This is a genomic window from Pseudomonas sp. NY11955 (assembly GCF_048068035.1).
Classification (GTDB): Bacteria; Pseudomonadota; Gammaproteobacteria; order Pseudomonadales; family Pseudomonadaceae; genus Aquipseudomonas.
Map to the genome: position 1 here is coordinate 566,980 of NZ_JBLUPS010000001.1, position 20,750 is coordinate 587,729.

General features: G+C 62.8%; 22 protein-coding genes. 6 read left to right on the forward strand and 16 right to left on the reverse strand.

Annotated elements, in window-relative coordinates:
• Window positions 1-5 precede the first annotated feature (5 nt).
• Window positions 6-1,403, reverse strand: a complete 1,398-nt coding sequence (locus ACNFBR_RS02495) for an FAD-binding oxidoreductase (RefSeq protein ID WP_416733532.1) — start codon at window positions 1,401-1,403, stop codon at window positions 6-8.
• A gap of 171 nt (window positions 1,404-1,574) precedes the next feature.
• Here ACNFBR_RS02495 and serA point away from each other — a divergent pair, with 171 nt between their 5' ends.
• A complete protein-coding gene (gene serA, locus ACNFBR_RS02500) occupies window positions 1,575-2,804 on the forward strand; it encodes a phosphoglycerate dehydrogenase (protein ID WP_416733533.1) in 1,230 nt (409 codons plus the stop codon).
• A gap of 47 nt (window positions 2,805-2,851) precedes the next feature.
• On the opposite strand, the gene ACNFBR_RS02505 is transcribed toward serA, so the two are convergent.
• On the reverse strand, window positions 2,852-3,328 hold the full coding sequence (locus ACNFBR_RS02505; RefSeq protein ID WP_416733534.1) for a DUF4399 domain-containing protein: 477 nt from the start codon (window positions 3,326-3,328) through the stop codon (window positions 2,852-2,854).
• Between the two features lie 223 nt (window positions 3,329-3,551).
• Between ACNFBR_RS02505 and ACNFBR_RS02510 the strand changes: the two genes are divergently transcribed.
• A complete protein-coding gene (locus ACNFBR_RS02510) occupies window positions 3,552-4,040 on the forward strand; it encodes a transporter substrate-binding domain-containing protein (protein WP_416733535.1) in 489 nt (162 codons plus the stop codon).
• Window positions 4,041-4,144: 104 nt separating this feature from the next.
• Here ACNFBR_RS02510 and ACNFBR_RS02515 read toward each other — a convergent pair whose 3' ends face one another.
• Both ACNFBR_RS02515 and ACNFBR_RS02520 read right to left on the reverse strand, forming a co-directional pair.
• Window positions 4,145-4,636 carry a DUF523 domain-containing protein gene (locus ACNFBR_RS02515; RefSeq protein WP_416733536.1) on the reverse strand — a complete coding sequence of 164 codons (492 nt, stop codon included), beginning with the start codon at window positions 4,634-4,636 and terminating at the stop codon, window positions 4,145-4,147.
• Window positions 4,623-5,255: a 2OG-Fe(II) oxygenase gene (locus ACNFBR_RS02520; RefSeq protein ID WP_416733617.1), complete on the reverse strand. Its 633-nt coding sequence runs from the start codon at window positions 5,253-5,255 to the stop codon at window positions 4,623-4,625. The genes ACNFBR_RS02515 and ACNFBR_RS02520 overlap by 14 nt, the downstream gene beginning before the upstream one ends.
• A 113-nt stretch (window positions 5,256-5,368) precedes the next feature.
• On the opposite strand from ACNFBR_RS02520, the gene ACNFBR_RS02525 reads away from it, so the two are divergent.
• Window positions 5,369-6,121 (forward strand): DUF2059 domain-containing protein, encoded by a 753-nt coding sequence (locus ACNFBR_RS02525; RefSeq protein WP_416733537.1) that lies wholly within the window; start codon window positions 5,369-5,371, stop codon window positions 6,119-6,121.
• Here ACNFBR_RS02525 and ACNFBR_RS02530 read toward each other — a convergent pair whose 3' ends face one another.
• Window positions 6,122-7,048, reverse strand: coding sequence for an alpha/beta hydrolase (locus ACNFBR_RS02530; protein WP_416733538.1), 927 nt, complete (start codon window positions 7,046-7,048; stop codon window positions 6,122-6,124).
• Between the two features lie 211 nt (window positions 7,049-7,259).
• On the opposite strand from ACNFBR_RS02530, the gene ACNFBR_RS02535 reads away from it, so the two are divergent.
• The 3 genes from ACNFBR_RS02535 to ACNFBR_RS02545 all read left to right on the forward strand — a co-directional run bounded on the left by ACNFBR_RS02535 (window position 7,260) and on the right by ACNFBR_RS02545 (window position 11,453).
• Window positions 7,260-7,838 (forward strand): DUF6436 domain-containing protein, encoded by a 579-nt coding sequence (locus ACNFBR_RS02535; RefSeq protein ID WP_416733539.1) that lies wholly within the window; start codon window positions 7,260-7,262, stop codon window positions 7,836-7,838.
• Window positions 7,839-8,199: 361 nt separating this feature from the next.
• Entirely contained in the window at window positions 8,200-10,563 is a 2,364-nt protein-coding gene (locus tag ACNFBR_RS02540; RefSeq protein ID WP_416733540.1) for a penicillin acylase family protein, read from the forward strand.
• A gap of 71 nt (window positions 10,564-10,634) precedes the next feature.
• Window positions 10,635-11,453, forward strand: coding sequence for an alpha/beta fold hydrolase (locus tag ACNFBR_RS02545; RefSeq protein ID WP_416733541.1), 819 nt, complete (start codon window positions 10,635-10,637; stop codon window positions 11,451-11,453).
• A 36-nt stretch (window positions 11,454-11,489) separates the two neighbouring features.
• Here the strand turns inward: ACNFBR_RS02545 and ACNFBR_RS02550 are convergent, their stop codons facing one another.
• The 11 genes from ACNFBR_RS02550 to ACNFBR_RS02600 form a co-directional block, all read right to left on the reverse strand.
• Window positions 11,490-12,362: a transporter substrate-binding domain-containing protein gene (locus ACNFBR_RS02550; RefSeq protein WP_416733542.1), complete on the reverse strand. Its 873-nt coding sequence runs from the start codon at window positions 12,360-12,362 to the stop codon at window positions 11,490-11,492.
• Window positions 12,359-13,132: an amino acid ABC transporter ATP-binding protein gene (locus ACNFBR_RS02555; protein WP_416733543.1), complete on the reverse strand. Its 774-nt coding sequence runs from the start codon at window positions 13,130-13,132 to the stop codon at window positions 12,359-12,361. Before ACNFBR_RS02555 ends, ACNFBR_RS02550 begins: the two co-directional genes overlap by 4 nt.
• Window positions 13,129-13,788: an amino acid ABC transporter permease gene (locus ACNFBR_RS02560; RefSeq protein ID WP_416733544.1), complete on the reverse strand. Its 660-nt coding sequence runs from the start codon at window positions 13,786-13,788 to the stop codon at window positions 13,129-13,131. Before ACNFBR_RS02560 ends, ACNFBR_RS02555 begins: the two co-directional genes overlap by 4 nt.
• Window positions 13,769-14,434: an amino acid ABC transporter permease gene (locus tag ACNFBR_RS02565; protein ID WP_416733545.1), complete on the reverse strand. Its 666-nt coding sequence runs from the start codon at window positions 14,432-14,434 to the stop codon at window positions 13,769-13,771. Before ACNFBR_RS02565 ends, ACNFBR_RS02560 begins: the two co-directional genes overlap by 20 nt.
• Before the next feature lie 313 nt (window positions 14,435-14,747).
• Window positions 14,748-15,533, reverse strand: a complete 786-nt coding sequence (locus ACNFBR_RS02570) for a MetQ/NlpA family ABC transporter substrate-binding protein (RefSeq protein WP_416733546.1) — start codon at window positions 15,531-15,533, stop codon at window positions 14,748-14,750.
• A 175-nt stretch (window positions 15,534-15,708) separates the two neighbouring features.
• Entirely contained in the window at window positions 15,709-16,539 is an 831-nt protein-coding gene (locus ACNFBR_RS02575; protein ID WP_416733547.1) for a sigma 54-interacting transcriptional regulator, read from the reverse strand.
• A gap of 64 nt (window positions 16,540-16,603) precedes the next feature.
• The gene (locus tag ACNFBR_RS02580) at window positions 16,604-17,185 is read right to left on the reverse strand and encodes an alpha/beta hydrolase (protein ID WP_416733548.1); all 582 of its coding nucleotides are present in this window, start codon (window positions 17,183-17,185) and stop codon (window positions 16,604-16,606) included.
• Window positions 17,186-17,402: 217 nt separating this feature from the next.
• Window positions 17,403-17,804: an ExbD/TolR family protein gene (locus ACNFBR_RS02585; RefSeq protein WP_196177577.1), complete on the reverse strand. Its 402-nt coding sequence runs from the start codon at window positions 17,802-17,804 to the stop codon at window positions 17,403-17,405.
• Window position 17,805: 1 nt separating this feature from the next.
• Entirely contained in the window at window positions 17,806-18,525 is a 720-nt protein-coding gene (locus tag ACNFBR_RS02590) for a MotA/TolQ/ExbB proton channel family protein (RefSeq protein WP_201201220.1), read from the reverse strand.
• Between the two features lie 30 nt (window positions 18,526-18,555).
• A complete protein-coding gene (locus ACNFBR_RS02595) occupies window positions 18,556-19,356 on the reverse strand; it encodes an energy transducer TonB (protein ID WP_416733549.1) in 801 nt (266 codons plus the stop codon).
• Window positions 19,357-19,757: 401 nt separating this feature from the next.
• The gene (locus ACNFBR_RS02600) at window positions 19,758-20,747 is read right to left on the reverse strand and encodes a sulfate/molybdate ABC transporter ATP-binding protein (RefSeq protein WP_019098644.1); all 990 of its coding nucleotides are present in this window, start codon (window positions 20,745-20,747) and stop codon (window positions 19,758-19,760) included.
• Window positions 20,748-20,750: the final 3 nt, after the last annotated feature.

Genomic DNA, 20,750 nt, shown 5'->3' on the forward strand with positions numbered 1-20,750 from the left:
GCTTTTTATTCAGGTGCGAAGATCTTACCCGGATTCATGATGCCGTTAGGGTCGAACACGGCCTTTATTGCCTTCATGCAGGCGATTTCTTCCGGCGAACGGCTGTAGCCCAGGTAGTCGCGCTTGGTCATGCCCACGCCATGCTCGGCGGAGATCGAGCCGTTGTAGCGTTTGACGATATCGAACACCCACTTGTTGACCTTGGTGCAGGAGGCAAAGAAGTCGTCCTTGCTCATGTGCTCGGGCTTGAGGATGTTCAGGTGCAGGTTGCCGTCGCCGATATGGCCGTACCACACCACTTCGTAATCGGGGTAATGCTCCGCGACGATGGCGTCGATATCGCGCAGAAACGCCGGCACTTTCGACACGGTGACGGAAATGTCGTTCTTGTACGGGGTCCAGTGCGAGATGGTTTCAGACAGGTACTCGCGCAGCTTCCACAGGTTTTTAAGCTGGGTATCGCTCTGGCTCATCACCCCATCGAGCACCCAACCCTGCTCGACGCAGTGCTCGAAGGTGGCCAAGGCTTCGTTAGCCACTTCCTCGGTGCTGGCCTCGAACTCCAGCAGTGCGTAGAACGGGCAATCGGTGGCGAACGGCGCCGGCACATCACCACGCGCCAGGATCTTGGCCAGGCCCTTGTCGGAGAAGAACTCGAAGGCGGTCAGGTCGAGCTTGCCCTGAAAGGCGTGCAATACCGGCATGATCGAGTCGAAGTCCGGCGTGCCCAGCACCATCGCGGTGAGGTTGCGCGGCGCCCGGTCCAGGCGCATGGTGGCCTCGACCACCAAGCCCAGCGTGCCTTCGGCGCCAATGAACAGCTGACGCAGGTCGTAGCCGGTGGCGTTCTTGATCAGGTCCTTGTTCAGCTCCAGCAGCTCGCCCTTGCCGGTGACCACTTTCAGCCCGGCCACCCAATTACGGGTCATGCCGTAGCGAATGACCTTGATCCCGCCGGCATTGGTACCGATATTGCCGCCAATCTGGCTGGAACTGCTGGAAGCGAAGTCCACCGGGTAATACAGGCCCTGCTCTTCGGCGTAGCTTTGCAGTTGCCGGGTGATCACCCCTGGCTGGCAGACCACGGTGCGGTCGAAGGCATTGAAACCAAGAATCTGGTTCATGTAGTCGAAGGAAACGACAACCTCGCCGTTGGCCGCCACCGCGCCGGCGGAAAGCCCGGTACGCCCGCCCGATGGCACCAGCGCCACCTTGTGCGCATTGGCCCAGCGCACAATGGCCTGCACCTGCTCGACTGTCTTGGGAAAGACGATGGCGCTGGGCGCCGGCGGGTAATGCTTGGTCCAGTCCTTGCCATAGGCTTCCAGGGAAGCCGCGTCGGTCAGGACCTTGCCAGGGTCGACAAGGGTCATCAGTTCTTCAATAACAGCGGGGTGGGTCATCGCTGGAACTCTCGACTTATTCATAGTCACCCTGAGTACTCTTCACCTGTCGGGATAAGCTCAGATTGTGTCGCGTATGCTAGCATAGCCCTCCCGCTGTTCATGCTAAGGCTGCCCTCGCGCCTGGCATCACCCCTCGCCATTTTTTCTCCGGGATACAGGTTTACGCAGATGAGCAAGACTTCTCTCGACAAGAGCAAGATCCGGTTCCTTCTTCTTGAAGGTGTGCACCAGAACGCGGTCGATACCCTCAAGGCCGCCGGCTACACCAACATCGAATACCTCACTGGTTCGTTGCCGGAAGCCGAGCTGAAGGAAAAGATCGCCGATGCCCACTTCATCGGCATCCGTTCGCGCACCCAGCTCACCGAAGAGATCTTCGACTGCGCCAAGAAACTGGTCGCTGTTGGCTGCTTCTGCATCGGCACCAACCAGGTTGACTTGGAAGCGGCCCGCGAGCGCGGTATCGCCGTGTTCAACGCGCCGTACTCCAACACCCGTTCGGTCGCCGAGCTGGTACTGGCCGAAGCCATCCTGCTGCTGCGCGGCATCCCTGAGAAGAACGCCTCCTGCCACCGTGGTGGCTGGATCAAGAGCGCGGCCAACTCGTTCGAAATCCGCGGCAAGAAACTGGGCATCGTCGGCTACGGCTCGATCGGTACCCAGCTGTCGGTCCTGGCCGAAAACCTCGGGATGCAGGTGTACTTCTTCGACCCGCTGACCAAGCTGCCACTGGGCAACGCCGTGCAGGTGACCAGCCTGAACGAACTGCTGGGCCTGGCCGACATCGTCTCGCTGCACGTGCCTGAGCTGCCATCCACCCAGTGGATGATCGGCGAGAAAGAAATCCGCGCGATGAAGAAGGGCGCGATCCTGATCAACGCCGCCCGTGGCACCGTGGTCGAACTGGACCACCTGGCCGCCGCCATCAAGGACAAGCACCTGATCGGCGCCGCCATCGACGTGTTCCCAATCGAGCCGCGCTCCAACGACGAAGAGTTCGAAAGCCCGCTGCGTGGCCTGGACAACGTGATCCTGACCCCGCACATCGGCGGCTCCACCGCCGAAGCCCAGGCCAACATCGGCCTGGAAGTGGCCGAGAAGCTGGTCAAGTACAGCGACAACGGTACTTCGGTGTCCTCGGTCAACTTCCCGGAAGTGGCCCTACCGGCGCACCCAGGCAAACACCGCCTGCTGCACATTCACGAAAACATTCCGGGCGTGCTCAGCGAGATCAACAAGGTCTTCGCCGAGAACGGTATCAACATCTCCGGTCAGTTCCTGCAGACCAACGAGAAAGTCGGTTACGTGGTAATCGACGTTGACGCCGAGTATTCGGACCTTGCGCAAGAGAAACTGCAACAGGTCAAGGGCACCATCCGTTCCCGCGTTCTGTTCTAAGTTTGCTTGCAGCATGAAAAAGGGAGGCCCTGGTGGCCTCCCTTTTTTTATTTCACGTCAACCGTGATCTTCTTCGATTCCACGCTCGGCTTGAACGGCACGTGATACTGGTCACCCAGGATCAGTTGCAGGGTGTGCTTGCCCGGGGTCAGGGTAATGCTGGTTTCGGTCTGCGCCTTGCCGAAGTGCAGCACCTGCGGGCCCGCAGGCAGTGCGGTACCCGCCTCTGGCATCAGGCTGGTCGGCAGCGGCATGTCTGCCACTGGCGCTTTGTCCACATCCACCAGCAGGTGATGGTGACCGGTGTGCGGGGTTTGATCACCCGCAGGCTTGAGTGCCATACCCTCGATGCCGAACTTGACGGTGAAGGTCTTGTCGACCGTAGCGCCATCGGCGGGGGAAACGATGAAGACCTTGGCATCCTTGGGCGGCTCCTGGCTCTTCAGAGCGTCCGCGGCACTGGCGAACACCGACGCGCCCATCAGCAGACCGGCAACGGCAGCACGCGAAATTAGGCTATTCATTCACTTCTCCTGTGATTCACTTATTGACCGCAGCCTGGGATCCAACGGCGGCGGTAGTTCACATTAGTTGAATTATTCGCCAAGGTGTTCACATTGTCTGACAGAAAAATTTCGTTCAGGGTTAAACAATGCCGAGGCTTCAAGGTCATAGGCTGCGCTCGATCACAGCGAGGAAGAAAGCCGTGGCGAGAGTTTTTCATCTGCTAAAAGAAAAGGGGCATACATGCGTTCGACCATAGGGGTACTGCTGGCAGTACTGATCAGTCCATTGGCCATGGCGGAGCTGATCGACGAAGTCGCCGACCGGGGTGAACTGCGCATTGCCGTACAGGCCGACAACTCGCCGTACGCGTTCAAACAAGACGACCACTTGACGGGTTTCGACATCGAATTTGGCCAGGACCTGGCCAGGGAACTGGACTTGCGCGCCGAGTTTGTCGAAGCCCCCGCAGCAGAAGTGCTGACGGGTGTAGAGAGTGGCAAGTACGACATCGCGCTCACCACGTCGAGTGAATCGCTCAAAGGCGACGGCCCACTCGATGTGAGCTTGCCGATTGGCGAGAAGAAGCTGGTGATTCCGTTCCAGAAGGACAACCCGGCGTTTGAAAGTGCTGTGAACAATGCACTGCAACGCTTGAAGGACAGTGGCCGGACTGCAGAGCTTGAGCAGAAGTGGTTCAAGGGTGTGCAGGAGACTGCGGTCGGGCAGTGAGTTTTGTATCGCATTCGCCGGCCTCTTCGCAGCGCAAGGCTGCTCCTACAAGGGTACGCGATCCCTGTAGGAGCAGCCTTGCGCTGCGAAGAGGCCGATACAAGTTACCCCAAAGCCTGCTCCGCCTGATCCAGCTCCAATTCACTGAACACCTGCACCCCCGCCCGCCGCAGCAGCGCCGTGGTCACCCCTTCCCCGGCCACCTTCACACCAGTGAACGTGCCGTCATAGGTCAACCGGTTACCGCACGAAGGGCTGCCAGACTTCAGTACCGCCACACGAATGCCATGCCGGCGCACCAAATCCAGCGCCAACTGCGCCCCGGCCAGAAACTCGGCACTGACATCGTCACCCGTCACAGTCAGCACCTGCGCGCTGCCATCGAGCACCGCGCCACCTTGCCCGCCCGGTATTTCCGCTGGCGGGCGCGGGGTCGGCAAGCCACCGGCAACCTCCGGGCACAGCGGCACCACACGCCCTTCAGCCTGCCATCGCTGCAACAAATTGGGATGGCCACTGGCCCGGCCGTCATAGCGCACCGGCTGCCCCAGCAGGCAGGCACTGACCAGCACCTTGGGCAGATCAGAACGGGTCATTGCCACGCCGCCTGAACCAGCCGGTCAACGATAGCCGCTCACGCCCGGCCGGCAGGACTTCGTGGGGCACTTCGCCCGACAGGAATACCACCAGGCAACCCGCCACTGGCTCGACGTCATGCTCGACACCCTCGGCCAGGAACATGCGCAACTGGCCACCGTCCTGCGGCTGCCAGCCCTCATTCAGGTACAGCACCGCCGAGACCATGCGCCGGTCATCGTCGCGAAAACGGTCCAGGTGCCGGCGATAGAACGCCCCCGGCGGGTACAAGGCAAAATGGCATTCGAAGTCTTCCAGGCCCAGGAACAAGCCCTTGTTGATCGCCAGGCGCAGCTGGTCCATGGCCGCCAGGTATTGGTCGCAGGCCTCGGCCTGCCCTGGGTCGATCCACTGGATCTGGTCACCGCGAATGGCTTCGCGCACCTCCTGGGTAGCACCGCGCCCAACCCCCGCGGGGTTGAGTTCGCCTTCGGCCTCACGACGCCGGCACTCGGCTGCCAGCGCGCGCACCAGCTCGGCAGGCAGAAAGAGTGCCTGCTGAGACCAGCCATGGGTGGCCAGATCGTCGACGACGGCCGCAAGCATCGGGGGTTCAGGGGATATGTGCATGGCGCGCATCATATCCATTCGCCCTGTCGCCGCACAGCGCCACTTGGCCGAGAAGCACGCGGATATCTCGACAAACCGGCGCTGGGCCAAGGACAATAGCCATCTGCCGACAGGAGTCCTGAATGCGCCGTCTGTTTTCCCTGATTCTGCTGATGATCTGCACCATGCCTGTCTGGGCAGACAACCTGGATCAACTGTACAAGGCCGCCGGCTGGCCCGACCAGCGCGCCCACTTCAACGATGCCCTGACCGCCGCCCAGGAGCGCTACCGCAACAGTTTGCCACCCGCCGTGTACCAGGCGCTGGTCAACAACAGCAACCAGCGCTTCCAGGCCCAGGCGGTGGACCGTCGCGCCCAGGCGCAGCTGCGTGCCACACTGGCCAACCCGGCGCCGGCCCTGGCGTTCTTCCAATCGCCGCTGGGGCGCAAAGTGGTGGCGGCCGAGCTCAAGGCCACCCGCAAGGACGAGTTGGCCAAGAACGCCAAGGGCCTGCCGAAGATTCAGGCCAGCGACGACCGCCTGCTGGTCATCGGCCACCTGGCCCAAGCCCTGCCGGCGCGTGAAGCCGGCGCCGAAGTCAGCCTGGCCATTGCCGGTGTGGCGGCCGACAGCCTCAGTTCGATGATCCCCGGCCTGTTCGGCGGCGGCCAGGCCCAAGGCCTGCTCGACGGCCAGCGCCAGCGGCTGATGGGGCAGATCGGCGAAGACCTCAACAACACCTTGTTGTACGTCTACCGCGACCTGTCCGACGCCGAGCTGGAAGAATTCGCCACCTTCGCCGAGTCCCCCGACGGCAAGGCCTACTACCAGGCGGCCCTGGCCGCTGTCCGCGCGGGCCTGGCAGTTGGCCAGAGCACCAACGACCTGAAGTGATCAGCCCAGGCGCTGGTCGATAAAGTCGAAGTAGCGCTGGCGAATGCCCGGCAGCTCGTTGGCCAAGTGGTGACGGGCCTCGGGCAGCATCAGAATTTGTGGCTCGGCGAACTTGGCCTTGAGCACTTCAAGGTTGTAGGGCCAGTCCACCGTGCCATCGGCCTCCCCCTGCACGATCAACGGCCGCCGTGAACTGCGCGGCGCGGCCTCGATGCGTTTGACCCAGGCGATCAGTGCGCCCACCCAGGCGGTTGGAAGGCGACGCGGTTGCAGCGGGTCGGCCTCCAGGAACGGCAGGAAGGCCGGGTCGTTGGTGTTTTCGCTGAAGCGCCGTTCGATGCCGTTGACGAAGTGCCGCAGTACCCGATAGCTGAACTTCGACCAACGCCAGGAACATGGCCGCACCAGCGGTGCCAACAGGATGACCTGGCCATCGATGGGGCTGCGTGCGCCCTGGTGCAGCAGGTGGTCCACGGCAATGGCGCCGCCGGTGCTCTGCCCGCACAAGTGCCACGGGCGCGGTAGTTGCAGCACGCGCGCTTGTTCGAACAGCGCTTCGAGCACCTGCTGATACACCGCGAAATCACTGATACTGGCCCGCTCACCGCTGGACAGGCCGTGGCCAGGCAGGTCACAGCTGATCACCGCGAAACCCTGCTGGAGTGCCCACTCGATCACATGCCGGTAGAGGCCCATGTGGTCGTAGTAGCCGTGCAACAGGAACAGCGTGGCGGTTGGGCGGTCGGGTAACCAGACCTGCCCGACCAGGTCGAACCCCGCCGCCTGGAAGCCGCCCAGCCAGCTGTGTGCCGGCAGGGTCAGGCCGTAGAAGCGCTGGTAGTCCTGCGCTTCGGCCGTTAACGGCTGGCGAGCGGTCAACGGCGCCAGGCAGGTGCGCAGGTGGTCGGGGTGAAAAGCGGCAGGCATCGGGTACATCCACATTGACGCAAGTATTGATCTGGAATCTTCAGCTCTGGCCGGCGTCGTGGCAAGCTTGCTCACCTTCGAACAACCCACACCGATCCTTTGTAGGAGCAGCCTTGCGCTGCGAAGAGGCCGGCACTGTCGCAATCAATTCATCAGCCATGCCGGCCTCTTCGCAGCACAAGGCTGCTCCTACAAGGACTGCGGACACCCCATGAAAAAGCCGATCATCAAACAGGCCCTGATGGCCTTCGCCCTCCTGGCCGGCGCTGCCCTGCTCTGGCAGGCCTACACCAGCTTCCAGGCCCGCTACCAGCGCCCGTTCGACAACCAGGCCACGCTGTTCGACGGCGGCCAGCTGCAGCTACCTGCCGAGCTGGCCGGCCCCGGCCCGATTCGTGTGGTGCATTTCTGGGACCCGGCCTGCCCCTGCAACGTCGGCAACCAGCAGCACTTGGGTGACCTGGTCAGCCAGTTCGCGAGCCACGGCGTGAGCTTCCATGTGCTGCAAAAGCCCGGCAGCCACGGCCAGCTACCCGCCAACCTCACTGCCCTCAAGCCCCTCACCAACTTGCCCGGCAGCGAGCACTTGCCCGCCTCTCCTGCCGTGGCCATCTGGGACAGGCAAGGCCGCCTGGCCTACTTCGGCCCGTACAGCGAAGGCGCGGTGTGCAACGCCAGCAACAGCTTCATCGAACCCATCCTCAAAGCACTTATCGATGGCCGAGACGTCAGCGCCTCCAATACCCTGGCGGTGGGCTGCTATTGCCCTTGGAGCATTCCCGAGAGCTGATCGGGATTTTTCAGGGTCTGTGAGATCGAGCGCCGCCCGCGCGGCGCATCGCGAGCAAGCTCGCTCCTACATTTGTTTCGGGCCAGTTATGCCTGGGGAATTTGTGCGCGAACGCTTTGGCGCATGGCGCGCTATCGCGTGGGACAAACAAGGCGGTCGCGCGCGCCTGCCACAGGCGTTACTGTCCCGAAACAAATGTAGGAGCGAGCTTGCTCGCGATGCGCCGCGCGGGCGGCGCTCGATCTCATTGACAACTCAAATCTTGCGACAAGCGATAAACAAACCCCATGAGGCTATGCTCTGTTCGCGAATCCACCGATGATCGGACCACATTTTCCGCTTGAACGCACAAGGAGCTTGCATGAAGCGCAGCCTGACCCTGTTGGCCGTGGTGGTTGCCGTGGCCGCTGGCGCTGGTTACTGGTACGTGCAGGGCAAGCTCCCGCAGCGCGAGGGCGAGGTGGCCATTGCCGGCTTGCAGGCCCCGGTCAGCGTGCGCTACGACGCCCGCGGCGTGCCGCACCTGCAGGCGCAAAGCGAGCCAGACCTGTATCGCGCCCTGGGCTATGTGCATGCCCAGGACCGGCTGTTCCAGATGGAGATCCTGCGCCGCCTGGCCCGTGGCGAACTGGCCGAGGTGCTGGGCGACAAGCTGCTGCCCACCGATACCCTGTTCCGCAGCCTGCGCATTCGCGAACAAGCGGCGCTGATGGCCGAGCGTGAGGACCGGCAATCACCTGCCTGGCAGGCCCTGCAAGCCTACCTCGACGGGGTAAACAGTTGGCAGGCGAGCCATCCCAAGCCCATGGAGTTCGACCTGCTCGGTATCACCCCACGCCCGTTCACCGCCGAAGACACCCTGAGCATTGCCGGTTACCTGGCCTACAGTTTTGCCGCTGCGTTTCGCACCGAACCTGCACTGACCTACATCCGCGACCAACTGGGCCCTGAATACCTGAAAATATTCCACCTCGGCTGGCAACCCGACGGCGCACTGGGCACGCCGCTGGCCGCCGCCGACTGGCACAGCCTCGAGGCCCTCGCCCGCCTCAGCCATGAGGCGTTGGGCGACGCCGGTATCCCGCAGTTCGAAGGCAGCAACGCCTGGGCGGTCGCGGGTAGCCGTACCCGCAGTGGCAAGCCATTGCTGGCTGGCGACCCACACATCAGCTTCGCCGTCCCTGCGGTGTGGTACGAGGCCGAACTGTCGGCGCCCGGCTTCAACCTGTATGGCTACTTCCAGGCGCTCAACCCGTTTGCCCTACTCGGCCACAACCGCGACTTCGGCTGGAGCCTGACCATGTTCCAGAACGACGATGTCGACCTGATCGCGGAAAAGACCAACCCCGCCAACGCCGATCAGGTGCTGGTCGATGGCCAGTGGCGAACCCTGGAAAAGACCGAGCAGAAAATTGCCGTGAAAGGCGAGCAGCCGGTCACCCTCAGCCTGCGCCGCTCGCCCCACGGCCCGATCGTCAACGACGTACTGGGCAGCACTGCCGGGGCTACACCCATCGCCATGTGGTGGGCGTTTCTGGAAACCGAAAACCCAATCCTCGACGGCTTCTATCAGCTCAACCGGGCCGACACCCTGGGCAAGATGCGCGAGGCCGCCGCCAAGGTCCACGCCCCCGGGCTCAACTTCGTCTGGGCCAATGCCCGTGGCGACATCGGCTGGTGGGCGGCGGCAAAGCTGCCCATCCGCCCCGAGGGCGTCGACCCGGCCTTCATCCTCGACGGTGCCAGCGCGCAGGCCGACAAGCTCGGTTTCTACCCCTTCAGCGTCAATCCGCAGCAGGAGAACCCGGCACGCGGCTATATCGTCTCGGCCAACTACCAGCCGCCGGCGGCGGTGCCGATACCGGGTTACTACAACCTGCCCGACCGTGGCCGCCAGCTCGATCGGCATCTGGCCAACCCTGAGGTGAAGTGGGACACCCAGAACAGCCAGGCGCTGCAGTTGGACACCGCCAGCGACCACGGCCCACGCACCCTTGCGCCGTTACTGGCAACCCTGCGCGCAGTGGCCGAGGGTGACGAAGAGAAAGAGCTGGTCGAGCAACTGGCAGCCTGGGCTGGCGACTACCCACTGGACTCGACCAGCGCCACGCTGTTCAACCAGTTCCTCTACGAACTTGCGTTCGCCGCGTTGCATGACGAACTGGGCGACACCTGGTTCCCGGTGCTGATCAGCACCCGCGCCATCGACGCCGCGCTGCCACGCCTGGCAGCGGATGCCGATTCGCCCTGGTGGAACACGCGCGGCGGCAACCTGCGTACCGACCGTACAGCGGTCGTGCGCACGGCTTGGCAGAACAGCTTGAAGCACCTGCGCGACACCCTGGGCAGCGACCCGGCCAGCTGGCAATGGGGCAAGGCCCATACCCTGACCCACAACCATCCGCTTGGGGTGAAAAAGCCGCTGAACCTGCTGTTCAACGTTGGGCCGTTCGCCGCACCTGGCACCCATGAAGTGCCGAACAACCTCTCGGCGAAAATCGGCCCGGCACCATGGCCGGTGACCTATGGGCCGTCGACGCGGCGCTTGATCGACTTTGCCGATGCCGGGCAGTCACTGACCAGCAACCCAGTCGGGCAGAGCGGCGTGCCGTTTGATCGGCACTTCTCGGACCAAGCCGAGGGATATGTACAAGGGCAGTACCAGCGGGCACAGATGGGGGTGATTCCGGCGCAGAGCACGCTCAGACTTGTACCTGACAGATGAACAACAAGCGCGACTGCGCAACGGGGCGCACCCCCGATACCGTGCAGTTTCATTCAGCCGAGACTTGATCCATGCAGAAGAACTTCATTGAAATCGACGGGGCCCGCATGAGCTACGTCGATCAAGGCCAGGGTTTCCCAGTCCTGCTCGGCCACAGCTACCTGTGGTCGGCCGCCATGTGGCAGCCGCAGATCGACGCACTGTCACAACACTTCCGGGTAATTGTTCCAGAACTCTGGGGCCACGGTGACTCCGACGCGCCGCCCGCCACCACCGACAACATGAGCGCCCTGGCCCGTCAGCACCTGACGCTACTGGACGCCCTGGACATTGCCAAGTGCCACCTGGTCGGCCTTTCGGTCGGCGGCATGTGGGGCGCGCAATTGGCCCTGGAGCACCCAGAGCGGGTCGACCGCCTGGTACTGATGGACACCTACCTTGGCGCCGAGCCGGAGGCGACCCGGCAGAAGTACTTCGCCCTGCTGGATGCGGCCAGCGCCGCAGGCGCCTTCAGCGATGCGTTGCTGGATATCATCGTGCCGATCTTCTTCCATGGCGAAGGGCAGACGGTGCCGGAGGTTCGCGAGCAGTTTCGTGCCGACCTCAAGGCGAGCACTGCCCAGACCATTCGGCAAAGCCTGGACCCTATGGGGCGAGTGATTTTCGGCAGGCCCGATCTGCTGCCGCAACTGCGTGGGCTGGTAGGTGGGCGCACCATTGTGATCTGTGGTGACCAGGACATTCCGCGGCCACCTGAAGAGTCGAACGAGATGGCGCGCCTGATAAACTGCCTGGCGGCACAAATCCCGTTTGCGGGGCATATCTCCAGCCTGGAGAACCCGCAGGTGGTGAATGAATGCCTGCTCAACTGGTTGCCGCGTAACCGTTGAAACTACAGGGGCCGCAGAGCGGCCCCATTTAGCCGGTCAACCCTGCCACTTGCCCCCTTCGACGATCACGCTTTCCGGCTTAGTGTCATCGCTCAGTTCCTTGCGCACATACTGGTCATACAGCTTCAGCAGGAATTTCTCTTCCCCCAGCTTGGCCAGTTCGGCATTCACCCAGTCGCGCAGCTCGATATTGCCCTTCTTCACCGCCGGGGCAATCGGCGCTTCGTCACCCAGCAGTTCCGGCAGCACGCGGTAGCCTGGGTTCTGCTTGGCCCAGCTGAACAGGATCAGGTTGTCCTGGGCATAGGCATCGCCACGGCCAGTGGCCAGGGCTTGCAGCGACTCGCTGTTTTTCTCGAACTTGAGCAGCTTCCACTCCGGGTGGTGCTTGGTCAGCCAGATGTCGGCAGTGGTGCCGGTGGTCACGATGATGGTCTTGTCGGCCAGGTCGTCGAGCTTCTGCACCGGGCTGCCATCCGCCACGATGGCCTGCACGGCAACGCGCAGGTTGGGGTTGGTGAAGTCCACCGCTTCCTTGCGTTCCGGGGTCACGGTCATGTTGGCGAGGATCAGGTCGACCTTGTCGCTCTGCAGAAATGGAATACGGCTGGCCGGCTCCACGGCAACGAACTCGACCTTGTTTTCATCGCCCAGCAGGTCCTTGGCCAGGCGCCGGCCGATGTCGGTGTCAAAGCCCACGTAGCGGCCTTTTTCATCGACGAAGCCAAAGGGTGGCTTGTCGGTGAATACGCCGACGATCAGCTTATCGCGGGCCTTGATGGTTTCCAGGTAGCTGGTAGCTGGCGATGCCGCCGCAGGCTTGGGCGGCTCTTCGGCCTTGTTGCAGCCGGCCAGCAGGGCCAGGCCGAACAGCGGCGCCAGCAATTTGGTGAGGTTGGCAGTTTTCATGACAGTTCCTTGTGCAGTGTTTTTGGCAGGCTTTCTACGAAGGAGAATTTCTCCAGGAACTGCTGCGCGCGTGCGGTCCGCGGTCGGGTGAAGAAGCTCTCGGGGTCACCCTGTTCAAGGACCCTGCCGGCCTCCATGAACACGATGCGGTCGGCCACCGCGCGAGCGAAGGCCATTTCGTGGGTAACGATGAGCAAGGTCATGCCGTCGCGGGCCAGGCCCTGGATCACCTGCAGCACCTCCTTGACCATTTCCGGGTCGAGGGCAGCGGTAACTTCGTCGAACAGCATCACTTCGGGGTTCATGCACAACGCGCGCACGATAGCGATACGCTGTTGCTGGCCCCCGGACAACTGGCGGGGGTAGGCGTCGCGCTTGTCCAGCAGGCCGACCCGCGCCAGCAGTGCCTCGGCCTGGGCCTGAGCTTCGCCCCGCTCGCGCTTTTGCACTTTGAGCGGGCCCAGCAGCAGGTTGTCGATCACGCTCATGTGGCCGAACAGGTGGTAGCTCTGGAACACCATGCCGACCCGCTGGCGGATGGCGCGCCAGTCGGTACGCGGGTCGAGCAGCTCTTGTCCGGCCAGGCGCAGGTGGCCGCTGTGGGCCTGCTCCAAGCCGTTGAGGCAGCGTAGCAGTGTGCTTTTGCCGCAGCCGCTGGGGCCGAGGATGACCACCACTTCGCCGGCCGCTACCTGCAAGTCCACATCCTTGAGCACCTGGTGCTCGCCAAAGTACTTGTTGAAACCCTGAAATTCGATCAATGCGCTCATGAGTGGGCCCAGCGGCGTTCCAGCACGCGCGACGCGGCGGACAGCGGATAACAGACAATGAAAAAGAACAGGAACAAGGCGCCGTAGATCAGCACCGATTCGTAGGTGCGCTCGATGATCTGCTGGCCGGCCTTAATCACCTCGACCACGCCGATCAGTACCGCCAGCGAGCTGGTCTTGATGATCCGCGTGTAGATGTTGATGGTTGGCGGGGTCATGCGCTTGAGCGCCTGGGGTAGCAGGACGTAGCCATACAGCTGCCAGCCCGCCAGGCCAATCGACAACCCAGCCTCGCGCTGGCCGCGCGGCAGCGATCGCAGCGCACCACGCACTACCTCGCCGACTTCGCTGGCACCCCAAAGGCCCAGCACCAGCACGGCGCACCAGAAGCTGGGAATGCTCAAGGCAAAGAAGATCGGCAGGCCGAAGAACACCAGGTACAACCAGACAAGCACCGGGATGGCGCGAAACAGCTCCAGGTACACCAGCAAGACAGCGTTCAGGGCACGGTTGCCCAGGGTTGCCAGCACGCCATACAAAACCCCACCCAGTGTCGCGAACAGGATGCCCAAGGCCGAGATGGACAAGGTTTGTGCAGCGCCCCCGGCCAGCTGCGGCAAGGCCTGCAGCAACAGTTCAAATGCCGAACTGGCCATGTTGCAGCCTCCTTTCCACATAGCGCAGCAGCAACGACAGCGGCAGGAACAGCAGCACGCAGAGCAGGGTCAGCACGGTGAGCATTTCGTAGGTCTTGTAGTACAGCGCGATGTAGTTCTTGGTGGTGTACAGAATCTCGGGCACCGCCACGGCAGACACCACGGTGGTTTCCTTGAGCAGGAAGATGAAGTTGGCGAACAGTGCCGGCAGGCTGAGGATGCCGGCCTGAGGCAGCACCACATGGCGCAGGAGCTGGCCTTCGGACAGGCCGATGGAGCGCCCGGACTCCAGCTGCGCACGCGGCACCGCCTCGACGCCGGCACGCAGCACCTCGGTGAGGTAGGCGCCGCCCATGAAGGTCATGGTGATGATGGCCGCGGCAAAGCCGGAAATCTTCAGGCCCAGGCTGGGCAAGGCGAAGTAGACGAAGAACAGCTGAATCAGCAGCGGCGTATTGCGTGCAAGCTCGACGTAGGCTTTGACCAGGCGCCACAGGTAGGGGGTGCGCAGGACCAGCAGGGTAGCGTTGACCAGGGCGACCAACAACGAAGTGGCGATGGCGATCAGGCCTACCTGCAAGGTCACGCCCACGGCCTTGAGGAAGGCAGGTAGCGTGCCGAGGATGAATGCGGTGTCGAGGGTCATGGTAGAGCAGTTCAACGGGGTGCGCGGGGGCACGATCACTAGACTCTAATGATCTAAAAACTTTTTAATAAATACCTTTATGGAATATTCATATCACCAGGAACATTGAAATGCCGGGGGCTTCCTGTAGGAGCAGCCTTGTGCTGCGAAGAGGCCGGTACTGCCTCAACGGATGTAATGGCCTTACTGGCCTCTTCGCAGCGCAAGGCTGCTCCTACAGTCAGTGCGCATGTCTGCCAGTGCAGAGGGTTCAGAAACGAAAACGCCGACACAGAGGTGTCGGCGTTGGGTCATGCCAGGTGGTGCAAGCGCATCAGAACGCCGGCAGCACGGCACCCTGGTATTTCTTGACGATGAACGCTTTGACTTCCGGGCTGGTCAGGGCCTTGGCCAGTTTCTGGATGGCTTCGCTGTCCTTGTTGTCCGGGCGGGCAACCAGGAAGTTCACGTATGGCGAGTCGGCGCCTTCGATCACCAAAGCGTCCTTGGCTGGGTTCAGGCCGGCTTCCAGGGCGTAGTTGGTGTTGATCATGTCCAGGTCGACCTGGTCCAGCACGCGCGGCAGCATGGCCGACTCAAGCTCGCGGAACTTCAGTTTCTTCGGGTTCTCGGCGATGTCCTTGGGGGTGGCCAAGGCATTCTTCGGGTCTTTCAGGGTAATCAGGCCAGCCTTCTGCAGCAGCAGCAGGGCGCGACCGCTGTTGCTGCCCTCGTTAGGGATGGCAACGGTGGCGCCTTCTTCCAGCTCGCTCAGGGCCTTGACCTTCTTCGAGTAACCACCGAAGGGCTCTACGTGCACACCCACCACGGTTTCCAGATGGGTACCCTTGCCTTCGTTGAAGTTCTGCAGGTACGGCAGGGTCTGGAAGTAGTTGGCGTCCAGACGCTTCTGGTCCACTTGCACGTTCGGCTGCACGTAATCGGTGAAGACCTTGATCTGCAGGTCCACGCCTTCTTTGGCCAGGGTTGGCTTGATCAGCTCAAGGATTTCGGCATGCGGTACCGGAGTGGCGGCAACCACCAGTTTCTCGGCGGCGGCAGCCAGGCCGGAGAACGACAGGGCAGCGGCCAGGGCAGTGGTCAGCAGGGTCTTCTTCATGGTGGTCCTTATTCTGAATCTGGGCCATCGACGATGGCGAATCGGGTGCCCAACCGGTTCACCAGTGGGCGTGAGGCGGACAATACCTAGATTTTTTATTCCGTAACAATATCTTTTATTTAGCTGCTTATTCCAAAAACAAACTGCCATCAGCCACTTTGCTTATGAGTAATGTCTAGCGCGCGGGGTTGGCCAGATCGAGGTCCTCCGGCTGGAGCTCTTCGCCGTCATTCACCAGCAAGGCAAAGTGAATGACGTTCTCCAGTTCGCGGGTGTTGCCGGGCCAGAAATGCGCCTCCAGTACCTGTTGCGCCGCCTCGCTCACCAACGGCACAGGCCGCTGCAGGCGCACGCTGTAGATGCCCACGAAGTACTCGGCCAACGGCAGGATATCGCCCGGCCGCTCGCGCAGCGGCGGCAGCTCCAGCGCGCCCTCGCGCAGGTATTGGTACAAGCGCTCGTTGAAGCGCCCCGCACGTACCACGCGCGCCAGGTCGATGCTGCTGGCGGCGACCAGGCGCACATCCACTGGTTGTGGCTGCTGCGCACCAACCCGGGTGACTTCGCGGTTTTCCAGGGCTGCCAGCAACTTGCCCTGGATGGCCAGCGGCAAGTCGGCGATTTCGTCCAGGTACAGCGTGCCGCCATTGGCCGAGCCGAACCAACCGGCGCGGCCACTGGCCGTGCCACCCTGACTGCCGGCGCTGTAGCCGAACAGTTCGGCATCGGCGTAAGTAGGGCTGATGGCTGCGCAGTTGACCGACACGAACAGCCCGCCACGGTCGCTGGCACGGTGGATCTGCCGGGCCAGCAGCTCCTTGCCGGTGCCGGTCTCGCCACGGATCAACACCGGCAAGGGCTGCGGCGCCAGGCGCTCAAGCTCTTCACGCAACTGCTGCGAGCGCGGATCGATGAACACCAAGGCCTTGGCACGGATGCTCAGCGGGCTCTTGTCCAGCTCGGGGAAGGTCAGCAGTGGCTGGCCAAACGGGTTTTGAAACGTCATGACGAACTCCCGCCCCAGGCCTGCAGTGGCCGGGCGTCAGGTAAACGGAAAACCGCAAGGGCTGTCAGGCGCGACGCAGTACGCGCTGCTCGACCCGGCTTTGCAGGCGATACAAGTAGGCGAAGCCTTGTTCCCAGCGCTCATGGCCGGACTTGACGTTGATGTGCCCCGCGTTGCTCAACAGCCCAGCCTCGGCGCCCCAGGCCTGGGCCAGGTACAGCGCCCGCGGCACGTTCACGGCCGGGTCGTTGTCCGAGCTGACAACCTGGCTGGGGAACGGCAGCGCCTCGGTCGGGATCGGCGCAAAGTTGCGCAAGGCTGGCGCGCAAGTGGGCCGCTCGACATCTGCCGGCGCCACCAGCAGCGCACCGCGCACCCGCTGCAGCAAGGCCGGGCTGGCCTGTGCGGCCCAATGGGCGACAGTGATGCAGCCAAGGCTATGGGCAATCAGAATCACTGGCGAACGCTCGGCGGCTATCGCCTGCTCCAGCGCCTGCACCCAGTCCTGGCGCTGCGGGGTGAGCCAGTCGTGCTGCTCGACCCGCGCACTGTTAGGCAGGGTGCGCTGCCAGTGACTTTGCCAATGGTTGTCTGGCGATCCTTGCCAGCCCGGCACAATCAGGTAACGAATCGACTCATTGCGCATGGGGACGCCTCCAGTAAGTTTGCGTGCTTGGAGACCAGTATAGGGAGGGAGTTATATTCGTAAAGGAATAAGAAGCTATTTATTAATAACTAAATTTACAGACTTTGTGCAAGCCCTCTCCCACAGGGAGAGTGCAAATCCTGGGCGCAAAAAAAAGGGCCAACCCCTGCCAAGAGATGTGGCCCATAAGCACTTGCCTGAAGAGGATTGCCGGGTATCAGCGCGCGGTAATCACCGCCAGCTTGCTGATCCCTGCGCGTTCGATGGCCGCCATGGCACGTGCCACCTCGCCGTAGTTCACGCCGTCATCGGCCTGCAACTGCACGCGCAGGTCGGCGTCCTTGTCCTTGGCGGCCTTGAGATTGGTTTCCAGCAGGTCGGGCTGGATCTGGTCCTTGTTGATGAACAGCTTGCCCTCGCCATCGATGCTGACCACCAGCGGGTCCTTCTGCTCCACCGGCGCCACAGCCTCGGTCTTGGGCAGGTTGATGGGGATGGCGTTGGTCAGCAGCGGCGCGGTGACGATGAACACCACCAGCAGCACCAGCATGACGTCCACCAACGGTGTGACGTTGATTTCACTGAGGACTTCGTCGCTGTCCTGGGTCGAAAAGGCCATGTCAGGACGCCTCCTTCACCGGCTGGGTGAAACCTGCCTGGGCTTTATGCACTGCAGGGTGCACCAGCACGCGGAAGGCACTCTTCTGCGCCAGGCTGTAGAAGTCGTGGGCGAAGTCATCGAGGTCGGCGGCGGTCAGCTTGAGCCGGCGCAGGAAGTAGTTGTAGACCAGCACTGCCGGCACCGCGACGGCGATACCCACACCTGTTGCCACCAGCGCCGCACCGATTGGCCCGGCCACGGTTTCCAGGCTGGCGGAACCGGCCGCACTGATGCCCTTGAGTGCCTCCATGATGCCCCACACGGTGCCGAACAGGCCGATGAAGGGCGACGTGCTGCCGATACTGGCGACCACCGCCAGGCCGGTCTCCAGCGAGCGGCGTTCACGCACGATCTGCTGGCGCAGGGCGCGTTCCAGGCGGTCCTGGTGGTTGATGGCATGGCTCAGGTCATTGGCCTGGGTATCGCCGACGGCAATCGCCGCGTAGCCAGCCTGGGCAACGCGGGCAGCCGGGCCGGGCAACTCATGGCTAAGTTCGGCGGCCGAGTCCAGGCTGGAGGCCGCCCAGAACTGCTGATGGAAGCGCTTGTCCTGGTTCTTCAGCCGCACGAACTGCGCGACCTTGACCAGGGCCAAGCCCCAGGTGACGACAGAAAAACCGACCAGCAGCCAGATGACTGCACTTTCAACGGATTCGAGGGGGGATGCCAGCAGGCTCATGAGGATGTCTTCCTGTGTTCTGCGAAAAAGTTAACGAAGCTTGAAATCGATCGGCACGCTGACCCAACCGGTCTGGGCCACATCGCCCTGCTTGGCGGGGACGAAGCTCCAGCGCTTGACCGCGGCCAGCGCAGCGGCATCGAGGGCATCGCGGCCGCTGCTCTTCTGGATCTGGATCTGCCCAGGCTTGCCGCTGGGCAGTACCTCGACGCGCAACAGCACGGTGCCCTCCCAGCCACGGCGCTGGGCCATTTGCGGGTACTCCGGCGCCGGGTTCTTCAGGTACGCGGCGTTGGCCGATGCCGGGGTTATCGGGGCTGGTGCGGGTGGTGCTGGCGCAGGTGGCGCTGGGGCGGCCACCGGCGCTGGCGGTGGCGCTTCGACCGGCTTGGGCTGTGGCTTGGGCGCTTGCTTGACCACTGGCTTGGGCACGGGCTTGGGCTTGGGTTTGGGCTTGGCGGCCAGCTCGTCGACTACCGGTGGCGGCGGTGGCGGCTCGACCACGGGTGGCGCTGGCGCTGGCGGCGGTGGCTCGACCACAGGCGGCGCGGGCGCAGCGAACTCGATGGTCATGGGCGGCACCTGGGGCGGCACTACCGGCAGTTCGGGCGTTGGTGCCTGGCTGACCCAGTACGCTGCTGCGCCATGCAGGGCCAGCACCAGTAGGCCCAACACCAGCTTGTCGCGGCGCTTGAGCCCGCTGACGGGCGTGCGTTGCAGGCGCAGTTGGCCAAGCGGGAGGCGAAGCGTGCGTCCAAGCTCGACCAGGTCGCCCGGGGCCGGGCGCCATGGCTGGTCGTAGGCTCTGACGGCCGACTGGACATTACCCATTGATCAAACTCCTGGGGTCTCGATTCAGGTGTGTGGCTGAATCATCGGGGCCAGAGGCTTATCTCTTAAAGTAATGTTTAAAATTATAGTTAGAACTTAATTGAATATTGCTTTCAGTGGGTAGCGTGAAAGCCGCGGATTACGTGGGCTGTGGCCAGCAGGCGGAAAAGCAATGCATTGGAGGCATGCAAAATATTCGTGCAAGGCATGTGATTGCCGCGAGGGCTGCGCCCTCGATTCGCAGCACAAGGCTGCTCCTGCAGGTACAGCGTAATCTTGAAACTTGCGCAGTACCTGTAGGAGCAGCCTTGTGCTGCGAAGGGCTGCAAAGCAGCCCCGGCAACCTCACAGGCAAAAAAAGCCCGGGACCAAGCCCGGGCTTTTCATCATCGAGGGCGGACTCAGATATCCGCCACCTTCTGCCAAACCTTCGGCCGGAAGAACAACGTCTCCCCCCGCGCCAACCCGGTCAGGCTGTCATGGTCCTTGACCACTTCGGCCTCGATCAGCTCGCTCTGCCCTTCCACCTTCAAAGTCACCCGCGTGGTCGCGCCCAACGGTCGAATGTCGCGCACCTCGGCCGCATGGTGCCCTTCGGTCTCATGCCGCGACAGCGACACCTCGTGCGGACGGAACAGCACGTGGTGGCCTTCGCTCAGTGCCAGGCGGTTGGAATCGCCCAGGAAGTGGTAGACGAAATCGTTGGCCGGTTGTTCGTACACCTCGCCCGGCGAGCCGATCTGCTCGATCACCCCCTTGTTCATCACCACGATGCGGTCGGCCACTTCCATGGCTTCTTCCTGGTCATGGGTAACGAACACCGAGGTCAGGTTGATATCCTCGTGCAGCCGCGCCAACCAGCGGCGCAGCTCCTTGCGCACCTTGGCATCCAGTGCACCGAACGGCTCGTCCAGCAGCAGCACCTTGGGCTCCACCGCCAGGGCGCGGGCCAGCGCGATACGCTGACGCTGGCCGCCAGACAGCTGCTCGGGGTAGCGGTCGGACAACCAGTCCAGCTGCACCATGTTCAGCAGTTCATGCACCTTCTCGGCGATCTTGCTCTCGCTCGGGCGCTCGCCCTTGGGCTTCATGCGCAGGCCGAAGGCGACGTTGTCGAACACACTCATGTGGCGGAACAGCGCATAGTGCTGGAACACGAAACCGACGTTACGGTCACGCACGTCATGGCCGGACACGTCCTCGCCATGGAACACGATGTTGCCCTGGTCCGGGGTTTCCAGGCCGGCGATGATGCGCAGCAAGGTGGTCTTGCCGCAGCCGGACGGGCCCAGCAAAGCCACCAGCTCACCGCTGTTGATGTCCAGGTTGATGTTGTCCAGGGCCTGGAAGCTGTTGAAGCGCTTGCTGACGTTACGAACTTCGATCGACATGAA